The organism is Microcystis sp. M090S1, assembly GCF_020246295.1.
GTDB lineage: Bacteria > Cyanobacteriota > Cyanobacteriia > Cyanobacteriales > Microcystaceae > Microcystis > Microcystis aeruginosa.
This window is the reverse complement of the sequence record NZ_JADBTF010000453.1, coordinates 1-12,577: the sequence shown is the minus strand read 5'-3', so window position 1 is coordinate 12,577 and position 12,577 is coordinate 1. Positions and strand designations below refer to the sequence as shown.

Here is a 12,577-nt window from a genome sequence, read left to right as displayed (position 1 = left end):
CTTATCACCGAGGGGATAAGTTTAAATTCTATCGTTCCTTGCCAACTTTTCAGGAATATATTCTGATCGAACAATCTAGTTATAGTGTGGAACGTTACTATAAACAAAAGGATGATCAATGGTTAATTGATTTCGTCACGGGGGAAAATGCGGTTTTACAATTGGTGTCGGTAGATTGGCAGATTTCTTTTCAAGATTTATATCAAAGAGTAAATTTCGACCTAGCAGAAACCTAAAATTAACAGAAAGGTGAAAAAGAGTCGCTATCAAGAAACTCATCATTTAATTAGCTTGGCAATAAATAGCTAATCTTTTTTGGTATAATAGACGGACTACTATTGTTAAATCTATGGAAGCTCTAGATTTTTCCGATCAACTACAATGGACCGCAGAAGCAAAAGCAAAACTAAAAAATATTCCCTATTTTGTTCGTTCCCAAGCGCGTCAAAGGATAGAAGAATTAGCTCGTCATGCCGGTTCCGATCGAGTTACCGTGGAAATGGTAGAACAGGCTAGAGTAGAATTCGGACAGTAGATTTTTAGCCGCCAATTTGGGACATAGTACGGGTATAAATGCCGCTTGATGTGCCAGAATCACGCAGTTTAAAGTTTATTTCTGCTTTCAGTTCCATTAATTTCTGGACTTTTTCCCTGATTTCTGCCGGCGAAATTCCCTGACGGAGGGCGGTTTTTAGGTCAATTTGTCCGGTTTCGTTGAGGAGACAGGGACGCAACCAACCATCGGCCGAGAGACGTAGGCGGTTGCAGCGATCGCAAAAACATTCCGACATCTGACTGATAAAGCCAATTGTACCCTTAGCCCCCGGAATTTGAAAAACATCGGCTGGACCATTTCCCCGCACTTGACCCTCATTTAAGCCCCATTTTGCCCGAATTCGCCCCCTTAATTCCTCGTTCGCAATCCAAGCTTTTTCTTGAAATAAATCACCGTTACCGATGGGCATAAACTCGATAAAACGGACGTGCCAACGCTTCTCGATGGTCAAAGCCGCTAAATCCTCCACTTCTGCCTCATTTATCCCCGGAATCACCACCACATTCAATTTTAAGGGGTCAAAACCCACTCTCTGGGCCGCTTGAATACCTGCCCAAGTTTTTTGCCAACGACTCCGGCCGCGATTACCGATAATCTTATCGAAAGTGTCGGGGTCGAGGGAGTCCAAACTGATATTAATCCGTCTTAGTCCGGCTTCATACAACATTTCGGCTAAATTGTCAAGTAAATAGCCATTAGTGGTCAGAGCTAAATCGCTAGTGGCAGATAAAGAGGCGATATCGCGCACAATCTCCACTACTTCGGGATGTAAGAGAGGTTCCCCACCAGTAAGGCGAAATTTGCGGAAACCAAGGGGAATAAAGACATTTTTGACTAAAGTAAGAATTTCCTCCCGGGTGAGTAATTCTTGCGGTCGAACATAGGCCAATTCTGCATCTTCAGGCAGACAATACTGACAGCGAAAGTTACAGCGATCGATTAAACTAATCCTGAGATAGTCGATTTGGTTCATGTTCACGGGCAAATACCGTTATAAAACTTCATGAATTTATCATAACAATTCTGGCTCGATCGATATCTAGACATCGGCTACATCTAGATTTTAGTCTATGATGACAATAGATTTGCTCAATGGCAAGAGCAAATAAAGATTGGTAAGTTTGATAATTTTTCTTGATTGTACTTAAGTAGGTAGGCGTTAAAAATTATCAGACACCCACCTTATCAAGGGTAGGGTTGATTCATGAATCAACCCTACCTTATCAAGGGGTGCAGGGGGGATCGAACCTAAAATCGATTTTTAATTTAATTATAACCAGCTACTTAACACCAGCAAGAAATATTAACCAATCCTCTAGATATAGACAAACAGAATACTATCTAAATTGAGCGAGCCAGTAATGCTATGATCAAAAAATAATTATCTTGAGATGGTAATTTGTGTGATGTTACCTTTTTTACTACCCATTGCCCAAACTCCTCCTATTGTAGAAATAATTCGACCGGTGCAGGTGCGTCCTTTACCGAATCAACTAGATCAAGTTCCCGTTTTTAATAGTAATAGTCCCGAATTATTGCTAGGAGAAGGGATTTTGCTTTCGACTTTTCCCCCCCAAGAGAAAAGTTTTCCCTCGGCCCATTTAAATTATGCTTTTCAGGGACGCTTTGATATTTTTGCCCACCATATAGCGAGGGGGAGTTTTCCCGATAATTTACGCAGCCTTTATCTGGGTATATTACTCCACAATCCTAGTTCTAATCCCGTGACCGTTAAAATTCTGCAAGGAGCTAGTTATTTGAGTCAACCCGATGCAGCTTTTATCGATTTACCGGCACAAGTGGAAAATAATCAGGGGACGGTTTTTGCTGGGCCGGGAAGTCGGGTAATGGGGGATATTTTAATGGGGCAGCGTCAGGATATTTTTCCCGATAGGATTATTATTCCGGCGGGGGAGAGTTTTATGGTCTTAAATGCGGCGATTCCCGTGCGCGATTTGACTCCCCCTTTAAACGGTAGGTCCACTTATCTCCGTCTGGAAAGTGACGGTCTTCTCTACGCTGCTAGTTTAGCTCTTTATGCAGCCCTAGACGAAAATGGGCAGGAAAGACCACCAAATCTGACAGAGTGGCAAAATTTGCTAGAAAAAGGCGATTTATCGACTCCGCGGGATCGAGCGCCCACTCCTCCCAATAGTCAAGGACAGATAATTTATGGACGGGTAGCGGGGGTGTCCCAAGGTTCAGCTTGGCCAGCCCGATTGGTCGATCGAGCTTCTTTATGGTTAAATATTCCTGATTCTGGTCAATCTATAGCCTATGGGATTAGCACCCTACCCGGGGGCAAACTGGGAACGGAACAAAATCAAAGTGCTACCATGTTAGTTCGCTATCCCGATACGGCCTATCAAGCTCATGGTAATTACGGTGTGGAATATAGGTTAAGTTTACCTCTATTTAATGGGAGTAATGAGGCGAAAACGGTGACTATTGCGCTAGAAACACCGATTAAAGAGGATGTTATTGGGAAGGGTTTGCGTTTTCTCGATCCAGCTGCCCCACAAGTGTTTTTTCGGGGAACGGTAGCCGTCAATTATAGCGATGACCAGGGACAGGCACAAAGCCGATTTTTCCATCTCGTCCAAAGACGCGGACAAGAGGGGCAACCTTTAGTGACTCTGACTATTCCTCCCGGGGATTGGCATATAGTACAGGTAAATTTTTTATATCCACCAGATGCTACTCCTCCACAGGTTTTAACGATTAAGACCGAGTAGAACAAGTTTAAAATTGGCCGTTAACGATCGCAATATTCCATTGACCCTCTTGGTTGGTTTCAAAGGCAATTTGGCGACCATCACCGCTAATGGTGGGATTGCGGACGCTTCCCCGCAGGTTAGCGGTTAACAGGGTTGCACGGGATCTGGAACGATCATAAACCATGACATCACTCTTGCCGCGTTCGCTGGAGATATAGGCAATTAAACGACCGTCAGCATTCAGAGATGGCTGATCTTGGCTAGAATCGCCACGATTTAGGTTAGGAAGATTAACTAAGCGCTTTTCTTGCAGATCGAATAAATATATACTACGACGACCGGAGCGATCGGAAGCGAAGGCTAAATAGCGACCATCAGCACTATAACTGGGGAATTGATCGGGAGCAAAACTATTTAAACCACCGGCGGGAACTTGAGGAGTAATCAAAAGAGGAGAATTACAGCCACTTATCCCCGATAACAGCCCAAAAGAGGCCAAAAATCGCCCCAGCCAGACAAAAAAATTTTTTTCTTTCATCTTGACTTTTGACCCCAAATGTGCTAATAACTTTCTTCCCTGCCGACGGTTTTGAGGGTAAGTAGTTGATTGCCTTGACTGAGACTATCGGCGATCGCTTCTCGAATCGGGAGGTCAATAGTGGTTTCAGCGAGGATTTCTTGGGCTTTTTGCCGCAAATCTGCCCCAGTATCGGCATCTACTTGGTCTAGATCGAGTAATTCTTGCGATAGCTGTTCGATCGAATTCGGGTTAGTCATAGCTCAGGCTCCCAACAAGCTTAATTACAATCCCATGGTAAAGAGGATCCCTCTCTACCATGGGATTTTTTGGCTTTAATTCAGGATTGATACCAATCCAACTTTAAAAACCCAGTTATGAATTGTTTCCCACTTCCCCACTTCCCTCAAAAAAATTTTCCCAGAGGTGCTTGACATAACCCTAATAATGAAGTTACAATCAGAATTGTCGCAAAAATGGGATTGTAGTTCAATTGGTTAGAGCACCGCCCTGTCACGGCGGAAGTTGCGGGTTCGAGCCCCGTCAATCCCGTAGAAATCTAGATTAGAGTCGCCCAAGGCTCGTTATCCTGTGGGCAGTAGGGTGAATAAACACGATCCTACTGCCTAGATTTGTTCTAATTTACCGATAAACCGGCATTAGCTTGAATATAATCGGGTAATTCAATCTTTACCGGTTGTACCCGCCAGATTTCCTCGCAGTATTCCCGAATCGATCGATCGCTAGAGAATTTTCCCATGCGGGCCACATTAAGAATCGCTAAACGACTCCAATGTTCTTGATCTTTATAGGCACGACCGACTCCTTCCTGACAGTCGATATAGGATTGATAATCAGCCAGTAACATATAGGGATCATCGTAGATAAGATTATCCACGAGCGGACGGAATAAACTACTATCACCCCGGCTAAAAAATCCCGAACCAATGAGGTCTAATACTGCCCGCAATTCTTCGTTATGGTAATAGTATTCTTGGGGATTATAACCAGCGGCTTTCTTAGCATAAACCTCCTCGGTTGTCAAGCCAAAAAGAAAGAAATTTTCCGCTCCCACCTCTTCACGAATTTCGATATTTGCCCCATCGAGAGTGCCGATAGTTAAGGCCCCATTCATGGAGAATTTCATATTACCGGTTCCCGAAGCTTCTTTCCCAGCCGTGGAAATTTGTTCAGACAAGTCGGCAGCTGGATAAACCCGTTGACCGAAGGTGACATTATAATCGGGTAGGAAAACCACTTTTAAACGTCCTCCAATCGTCGGATCATTATCGATCACTTCTGCCACAGAATTAATCAATTTAATGATTAATTTTGCCATAAAATAACCCGGGGCTGCCTTACCACCAAAAATAAAGGTGCGGGGGGTAATATCGAGATTGGGGTTATTTTTGAGACGATGATAGAGAGTAACGATGTGTAAAACGTTGAGGTGTTGTCGTTTATATTCATGAATGCGTTTTACCTGCACATCAAAGAGGGTACTAGGATCAACTTTAATACCGACTTTTTTATCGATATAATTGGCTAAATCTGCCTTAATATCGTATTTAATTCGTCGCCAATAGTCCCGAAATACCCCATCATCCACATAGTTTTCTAAACCGCGTAAATCCTCCAGATGTTTAATCCAATTTTCGCCGATTTTTTCTGTAATCGCAAAAGTCAAGCGGGGATTACTAGAAACTATCCAGCGCCGGGGAGTAACTCCATTGGTTTTGTTGCTAAACTTTTCGGGAAAGAGTTCATAGAAATCGCGCAGAACATCTTTTTTCAGTAATTCTGTATGGAGGGCTGCCACCCCATTAATTGCCTGGGAACCCACACAGGCAAGGTGAGCCATACGGACGTATTTTTCGCCGCTTTCATCGATTATAGATAAACGGGACATTTTGCAGTCATCATGGGGATAAATAATGCGAATTTTATCCAAGAAACGATAGTTAATTTCATAGATAATTTCCATTAATCGGGGGAAAAGACGACCAAAAATACTCAAAGGCCATTTTTCTAAAGCTTCTGGCAAAAGAGTATGATTGGTGTAAGCGAAGGTATTTTGAGTAATAAACCAAGCTTTATCCCAATCGAAATGATGCACATCAATTAACAAGCGCATTAACTCGGCTACCCCGACGGAAGGGTGAGTATCATTCAATTGTACTGACCATTTTTGATGAAAATTATCGAGACTGGGGTTCTCATGTAAGTGAATACGAATCATATCCTGTAGGGAACAGGAAACAAAGAAATATTGCTGTTCTAAACGTAGTTCTTTGCCTTGAATTGGTTCATCGTTAGGATAGAGAACTTTACTGATATTTTCCGAGTGAACTTTATTATCCACCGCACCATAATAATCGCCGCGATTAAAGCGACCAAAATCAAAAGATTCACAAGCTTCTGACTTCCAGAGACGCATGGTATTAGCGGTGTTCACTCGATAGCCGAGAATTGGGGTATCGTAGGGAATTCCTTTGACTACATAATCGGGAATCCAACGACTGCGATAATTACCATTTTCGTCAGTATAGGATTCGGTATAACCGCCAAATTTTACCTCTACCGATGATTCCGGTCGGGCAATTTCCCAGGGATTTCCATACTGTAACCACTTATCGGTTATTTCTACCTGCCAACCGTCGTGGATTTCTTGATCAAAGATACCAAATTCGTAGCGAATACCGTAACCAATAGCCGGAATTTCTAGAGTAGAAAGGGAATCGAGATAACAGGCCGCTAAACGACCTAAACCACCATTTCCTAACCCTGGTTCTTCTTCCTGGGCAATTAATTCTTCTAGTTTTAATCCCGATTCGCTGACAGCTTTCTGGACCTGTTCGTAGATACCGAGATTAATTAAATTATTAGCTAAATGGGGACCGACTAAAAATTCGGCCGAGAGATAACAAACGGTTCTGACATCTTTTTTTAGATAGGTTTGTTGGGTGGTTAACCAACGCTGCAATAAACGATCGCGGATTGTATAGGCCAGGGCCATGTAAAGATCGTTTTTGCTGGCTAATTCCGGTAATTTACCTTGAATATAGAGTAAATTATCCCTTAAAGCCCGTCGGATAGTTTCTGTGTCTAATCCTGTTCTGTCGTCTTCGATGATAATCGGACAAACAAAAGTTGATTCTGGAGATGGATTCATGGGAGCATTTTTACTGAAGATTGGCTTCCCTTAGTCTAAAATAACTCGACCCCAAATTGTATCAAGAAAAGCTTAAATCTTGACTAAGATTAAGGTATAGTAATAATAAAGTTAAGGTGATTAAATTTCAGTTACCGATAGGAAGCGAAAATAGGAGAAAGTTTGAGCAATGCGGGCTTTTGTGACGGGTGGAACGGGTTTTATCGGGGCGAATTTAGTGCGATTGCTTTTAGTTGAAGGCTACCAAGTGCGCGTCCTCGTGCGTCCCCACAGTAATCTCAGAAATTTGTGGGGTTTAGACGTGGAAATTGTCCGGGGTGATTTAAATGATGAGAACTTATTTAAATTAATGGTCGGATGCGAAGTTCTCTTTCATGTAGCGGCGCACTATTCTCTCTGGCAAAAGGATAGACATCAACTCTACCAAAACAATGTTTTAGGCACAAGAAATGTTCTAGAATCGGCGCATTTAGCGGGAATTGCCAGAATAGTTTATACCAGTTCCGTGGCCGCCATTGGAGTGGGTAAAAAGGGTGAAAGTGTCGATGAAACTTATCAAAGTCCCGCCCATCAATTAGTGGGTTATTATAAAAAATCGAAGTATTGGGCAGAACAGGAAGCATTCAAAGCAGTACAAAGAGGACAGGATATCGTTATAGTTAATCCTAGTACGCCCATAGGAGCATTTGATATCAAGCCTACACCCACCAGCGACATTATTCTCCGTTTTTTGCGGCGAAAAATGCCCGCTTATGTGAATACGGGATTAAATCTAATTGATGTGCGCGATGTGGCCTGGGGACATTTATTAGCTTTAGAAAAGGGCAGAACTGGCGAAAGATATATTTTAGGTCATCAAAACACTTCTTTAAAAACTTTGTTGACAGAATTAGCCGAAATTACCAGCATAAATGCCCCGAAAATTGTTTTACCTTTTTGGATTCCTTTACTAATAGCTTGGTTAGATGAAAAAGTTCTTCCTGTCCTCGGAAAATCGCCCTCTATCCCCCTTGATGGCGTGAAAATGTCAAAACAGTCCATGTACTACGATTCCTCGAAGGCAGTGCAAGAACTAGGCTTACCCCAATCGCCGATTAGACAAGCTTTAGCCGATGCCATCGATTGGTTTCAAACCAATGGAGACATTACCTATTAAGACTGAGTAGGAAAGGAAAAAGATGCTCTCAATTGTGCTTAGATATTTATCTATTTTTGCGCCCTTAATAATTCATCTAGGAAAACCTGTTCTTGCTAAAATAACTCCAATTTTAAGCGCCATCATCCCCCCAAGAACACTGCCCAACCAGTAAATTAAACCGAAAGTCACGTTTCCCTGCTCTAAAAACTTGTTGACCTCCAAACTATAGGTGGAAAAAGTTGTATAGGAACCACAAAAACCCGTGGCAATCATCAATCCTAATTCTGGGGCAATTATGCGAATATTTTCCTTAACCATAGTAAAGATATAGGCAATAACTAAACAGCCAGAAAGATTAACAAAAAATGTTCCTACAAATCCCCATTCTTGACCGAATATACTGTTAATTAATTCTACGATATAAAAACGACTCAAAGCCCCAAAAATAGCCCCAATCGCCACGAATAAACCATAACGTCTCCTGAAAAAATCCATGCTGTCTGTCCTGCCCTTAAATAGTCAATAAATTGGAGAATTAACCTAGAAAAACTTGGGCAATAGCTGCCCCGATTCTCACGGCAATCAATCCGAAAATGATACTAGCAACGGCAAAAACAAGACTGAGAAAATTTTGTTGATTGCGCCAGAGGATCAGGATATCTAAACTATAGGTAGAAAAGGTGGTATAAGCTCCTAAAAATCCCGTTCTAACCATTAAATCTAGTTGGTGGGAATAAAAGGGAACACTGGGTAAAATAGCCCAAAAAAAGCCGATAGCTAGACAGCCAGTTAAATTAATAATAAAGGTTCCATAGGGAAAGCGCAAGCCGAATTTTGCTTTTGTCCATTCGGTAATATGATAACGAGATAACGCCCCCGGAACCGCTCCTGCTACAATTGCGAAAACATCGTTCAAATCTGACATTGTCTCTAATTTTTTTGCTATCTTTGCCTAGGCTCTATGATAATTGATGCGGTTATCGATCGCATGGCCCATATTTTCAGGGGTGTTATTGTTGAGGACAACCCTCTGACTTTAAAATAAAGGGATGAAAATTCAACCGCGTAAACGTTTTGGACAACATTGGTTAAAAGATGAATCGATACTCGATCGCATCATCAGCGCCGCTAATTTACAATCAGAGGATCGGGTATTAGAAATCGGACCGGGTACAGGCATTTTAACCCGTCGTCTTCTCGATGGCGCTCAATTGGTTGTCGCTGTAGAAATCGATCGAGATCTATGGACAATTTTAAATAAAAAATTTGGCCAACAAGATAACTTTCATCTCATACCAGGCGACTTTCTTACCCTTAAACCCGAGCAACTGCCGCCAGTTAATAAGGTAGTGGCTAATATCCCCTATAATATCACCGGTCCGATCCTCGAAAAGCTCCTCGGTTCGATCGCCCATCCTTTCACCCCCCCTTACGAGAGTATTACCCTCTTAGTCCAGAAAGAAGTCGCCGAAAGATTAGTCGCTGTCCCCTCCACCAAAGCTTACAGTGCTTTGAGCGTCCGCATTCAATACCTTGCCGATTGTCAATGGATTTGTGATGTACCCCGGCGGGCCTTTTCCCCACCTCCCCGGGTGGATTCGGCGGTAATTCAGCTTTTACCCCGTGTTTTGCCGAATAATGTCAGTAATGCTGCCTTTTTGTCCACTTTAATTAGCTGGGGTTTTGCCAACCGGCGCAAAATGTTACGCAATAATCTAAAAAATTGTCTGGATAGCGATCGATTAAGCCAAATCCTGACACAATTAGAAATTAATCCCCTCGCTCGCGCCGAAGATCTCAGTTTATCGCAATGGATTGACTTGGCGGAAAAATTAGGTCAATTGCCAAAATTTTAGATTTTTTTCCTTGACAAATGCACAGTTATACCCTTCTAGCCCCCGCTAAAATTAATTTATATCTAGAAATCGTTGGCGATCGCCCTGATGGTTTCCACGAGTTAGTGATGGTGATGCAGACGGTGGCATTATGCGATCGCATCACTCTCCGGCCCAACGGATTGCAGGAATTCCGTCTCTTTTGCCATCATCCCCTCGTCCCCCAAGATAGCAGTAATCTCGCCCATCGCGCCGCCACTTTGATGGCGAGGGAATTCCCCCGGCTCTTTGCCAATTACGGCGGCATCGATATCAGCATCGACAAATATATTCCCGTGGCTGCCGGTTTAGCGGGGGGGTCCACCAACGCGGCGGCGGTGTTAGTCGGCATCGATTTAATCTGGGAATTAGGCTTAACCCGTCCGGAATTAGAAACTTTGGCGGCAAGATTGGGCTCCGATACTTCCTTTTGTGTGACAGGAGGAACGGTTATCTGTACGGGAAGGGGAGAAATTCTCGATCCTATCGCTCCTCTAACTGGATTATGGGTGATTTTAGCCAAATACGATCATTTATCCGTTTCTACACCCTGGGCCTACCAAAGCTATCGGCAAAAATTTCAAGATACCTATCTGTCTTCTCCAGAGGAATTTCATCACCGTCGTCAGCAGGTGAGTTCTGGGGCTTTGGTACAAGCGATCGCCCAGAAAAAACCGGCCGCTATCGGCAAATTTATCCACAATGACCTCGAAAAGGTGGTTTTACCCGAATTTCCCCTCGTAGCCGAGTTAAGACAGGTTCTAGACGATTTAGGCGGCTTGGGAACGATGATGTCAGGCTCTGGCCCGACGGTTTTTACTCTCTGTTCATCTCAGGAAGTGGCGGAAACCATCGTTAAAAAGGCCCAGGAAATTCTCGTCGCTCCCGATCTACAATTTTGGATAGCCCCAATCACCGATACAGGCATTCAAGTGACTTGAAAAAATGATAATTAACCTCTTGTAAAAATCAAAAATTGTTGTTAGGGTTAGGAGTCAGTAGCCAGTAGTCAGTAGTCAGGAGAATTAAGAATGAATGATAATCAGTTAAATGGTCTATTTACAGATTTTATGCGATTTAATCCTTATTTTTGACGTTTTTGAACCCTCAAAAATTAATTATGCAAGAGGTTTCATTAACCGCCTTCACCAAGATAACCAAACTCGCGGAATAATTGCCTCTCGATCGCTCATTTCTCGCCTTAAAATTTGCCAAACCTGCTGAAACCATTGTCGCACTTCACCGCTAGAATTACCCCGATAACGACACAAAAGACCATCTCCTAAAGTGCTAGTAACTCCCATCTCCCCTTCTAGGGAAAAACCTCTAACTTTCTCAATTAAATTTCTTCCCACTGGTTGACCGATATAAACTAAAGTACCGATCATGGCGCTATCATTTAAACCGGAAAATCCCTCGATCATTTTACCACCTAACAGGCAGGATCGATCGAGCCATAAAGGTTGTCCAGATCGCCAAATTTCCCAATTAGAATGCCATTCTCCCGCTAAAAATTTCTCGCCTCGCGCACTGCGACCAAAACGGGTAATTTCCCATCCCAACCAACTGCTATTTTCCCCTAAATCCACTCGTAAATGTTGGCGAAATGCCGCCCCATTAAAGATAATTGTTTCTTGAGGTAGCCATTCTAAACTGGCATTGTCATCGATTTTAATCTCGATTAATTGCTGTGCCATCTGACCATTACTCTGGTAAACTTTTCCGGCAGAAGCAGTGGTAATCAGGGCATTAGTAGCGGCTTGGAGATGAATTTTTTGTTGCAGAACATCACCCCCAACTATTCCACCCGCCGTGTGTAAAATCACCGTATGACAAAGGTTTTTTCCCTCGGGATAAAAAGGTCTTTGTACTTTTAAAGGGGCGGTAGCATAGACGTGATTAATCTGGGTTGCGAGATTTTTTTGCGTGTAAATTAGTTCTAGGTTTCCCTGCCACATTATTGATCCTCGGTCATGGTTTCTAGAAATTGCCGATAATTTTCAGGACTGAGATTAATTTTAACTTCTATTTGCTGTTCTTTATCCCTGATCAGTAAAATATATTCACTTTCTGCTTTTTTGCCAACCAGGAGAGGATTTTTTAGCTCGAATTTTTGATAAACCAGACGGGGTTTCGTCACCCTGCTCTTCTCGACTTTGTGTGATAATTTTTGCTTATGGAATCGTGAAATGCTTATCGGGCAAGACTTTTAGGGCTATTTTGCCGAAGAAACTATCAGTATAGACCTCGTTTCCACACAGAAACCAGAAGAGCCGTCACCCGAATAACTAAACTATCCGAAGGGGTGACAACGAGGTTGAAGTCTAGTGTCTCACTTTCAATCTGCTTGTCACTCCTTCGGCCTCGGCAGTTACTCTTTTTTGTGCCTTTCTTATAGACTTTATTGAGTCGAAACCTTAAACCTGAAAACCTGGGGAGCATCTCACTTACGCGATAAGTAATTAGGGTTTGCTGAAAAAGTCATTGAAAAGTACAGGTCTCTTAATCAATGATTTCACTTAGCTACAAGCATAAGCTTTAGTTGTTGATTAATTTTTAAATTATAACTTATCCTAATCATTGACCGAGAAAAAGTGCTGTTT

Annotated in this window: 12 protein-coding genes, 1 tRNA gene and 2 pseudogenes; 7 read left to right on the top strand and 8 right to left on the bottom strand. The window is 42.6% G+C overall.

What is annotated here, in order from left to right:
• Both IM477_RS19900 and IM477_RS19895 read left to right on the top strand, forming a co-directional pair.
• Positions 1-236, top strand: a pseudogene (locus tag IM477_RS19900) (Uma2 family endonuclease); the annotation flags it as partial.
• 113 nt (positions 237-349) lie between these two features.
• Positions 350-535 (top strand): PCP reductase family protein, encoded by a 186-nt coding sequence (locus tag IM477_RS19895; RefSeq protein ID WP_002771508.1) that lies wholly within the window; start codon positions 350-352, stop codon positions 533-535.
• A 4-nt stretch (positions 536-539) separates the two neighbouring features.
• On the opposite strand, the gene moaA is transcribed toward IM477_RS19895, so the two are convergent.
• A complete protein-coding gene (gene moaA, locus IM477_RS19890) occupies positions 540-1,529 on the bottom strand; it encodes a GTP 3',8-cyclase MoaA (RefSeq protein ID WP_287733193.1) in 990 nt (329 codons plus the stop codon).
• A 418-nt stretch (positions 1,530-1,947) separates the two neighbouring features.
• On the opposite strand from moaA, the gene IM477_RS19885 reads away from it, so the two are divergent.
• Complete coding sequence (locus IM477_RS19885; protein WP_287733192.1) at positions 1,948-3,291, top strand: DUF3370 domain-containing protein; 1,344 nt, start codon at positions 1,948-1,950, stop codon at positions 3,289-3,291.
• A 7-nt stretch (positions 3,292-3,298) separates the two neighbouring features.
• Here IM477_RS19885 and IM477_RS19880 read toward each other — a convergent pair whose 3' ends face one another.
• Together IM477_RS19880 and IM477_RS19875 are read right to left on the bottom strand one after the other, a co-directional pair.
• On the bottom strand, positions 3,299-3,811 hold the full coding sequence (locus IM477_RS19880; RefSeq protein ID WP_287733191.1) for a TolB family protein: 513 nt from the start codon (positions 3,809-3,811) through the stop codon (positions 3,299-3,301).
• 23 nt (positions 3,812-3,834) lie between these two features.
• Positions 3,835-4,050, bottom strand: a complete 216-nt coding sequence (locus IM477_RS19875) for a hypothetical protein (protein ID WP_002797803.1) — start codon at positions 4,048-4,050, stop codon at positions 3,835-3,837.
• A 218-nt stretch (positions 4,051-4,268) separates the two neighbouring features.
• Between IM477_RS19875 and IM477_RS19870 the strand changes: the two genes are divergently transcribed.
• Positions 4,269-4,342, top strand: a tRNA-Asp gene (locus tag IM477_RS19870).
• Between the two features lie 85 nt (positions 4,343-4,427).
• Here IM477_RS19870 and IM477_RS19865 read toward each other — a convergent pair.
• A complete protein-coding gene (locus IM477_RS19865; protein WP_287733190.1) occupies positions 4,428-6,962 on the bottom strand; it encodes a glycogen/starch/alpha-glucan phosphorylase in 2,535 nt (844 codons plus the stop codon).
• A gap of 169 nt (positions 6,963-7,131) precedes the next feature.
• Here IM477_RS19865 and hpnA point away from each other — a divergent pair, with 169 nt between their 5' ends.
• Complete coding sequence (gene hpnA / locus IM477_RS19860) at positions 7,132-8,118, top strand: hopanoid-associated sugar epimerase (RefSeq protein WP_287733189.1); 987 nt, start codon at positions 7,132-7,134, stop codon at positions 8,116-8,118.
• A 72-nt stretch (positions 8,119-8,190) separates the two neighbouring features.
• On the opposite strand, the gene crcB (IM477_RS19855) is transcribed toward hpnA, so the two are convergent.
• Positions 8,191-8,595, bottom strand: coding sequence for a fluoride efflux transporter CrcB (gene crcB, locus IM477_RS19855; RefSeq protein WP_287733188.1), 405 nt, complete (start codon positions 8,593-8,595; stop codon positions 8,191-8,193).
• Between the two features lie 40 nt (positions 8,596-8,635).
• Positions 8,636-9,025, bottom strand: a complete 390-nt coding sequence (gene crcB, locus IM477_RS19850; RefSeq protein ID WP_190722587.1) for a fluoride efflux transporter CrcB — start codon at positions 9,023-9,025, stop codon at positions 8,636-8,638.
• 124 nt (positions 9,026-9,149) lie between these two features.
• Between crcB (IM477_RS19850) and rsmA the strand changes: the two genes are divergently transcribed.
• Both rsmA and ispE read left to right on the top strand, forming a co-directional pair.
• A complete protein-coding gene (gene rsmA / locus IM477_RS19845) occupies positions 9,150-9,956 on the top strand; it encodes a 16S rRNA (adenine(1518)-N(6)/adenine(1519)-N(6))-dimethyltransferase RsmA (RefSeq protein WP_287733187.1) in 807 nt (268 codons plus the stop codon).
• A gap of 17 nt (positions 9,957-9,973) precedes the next feature.
• Positions 9,974-10,915 (top strand): 4-(cytidine 5'-diphospho)-2-C-methyl-D-erythritol kinase, encoded by a 942-nt coding sequence (gene ispE, locus IM477_RS19840; protein ID WP_287733186.1) that lies wholly within the window; start codon positions 9,974-9,976, stop codon positions 10,913-10,915.
• A 204-nt stretch (positions 10,916-11,119) separates the two neighbouring features.
• Here the strand turns inward: ispE and IM477_RS19835 are convergent, their stop codons facing one another.
• Together IM477_RS19835 and IM477_RS19830 are read right to left on the bottom strand one after the other, a co-directional pair.
• The gene (locus IM477_RS19835) at positions 11,120-11,932 is read right to left on the bottom strand and encodes an urease accessory protein UreD (RefSeq protein ID WP_287733185.1); all 813 of its coding nucleotides are present in this window, start codon (positions 11,930-11,932) and stop codon (positions 11,120-11,122) included.
• Positions 11,932-12,117: pseudogene (locus tag IM477_RS19830) on the bottom strand (hypothetical protein); the annotation flags it as partial. The gene IM477_RS19835 and the pseudogene IM477_RS19830, both read right to left, overlap by 1 nt.
• Between the last annotated feature and the right edge of the window lie 460 nt (positions 12,118-12,577).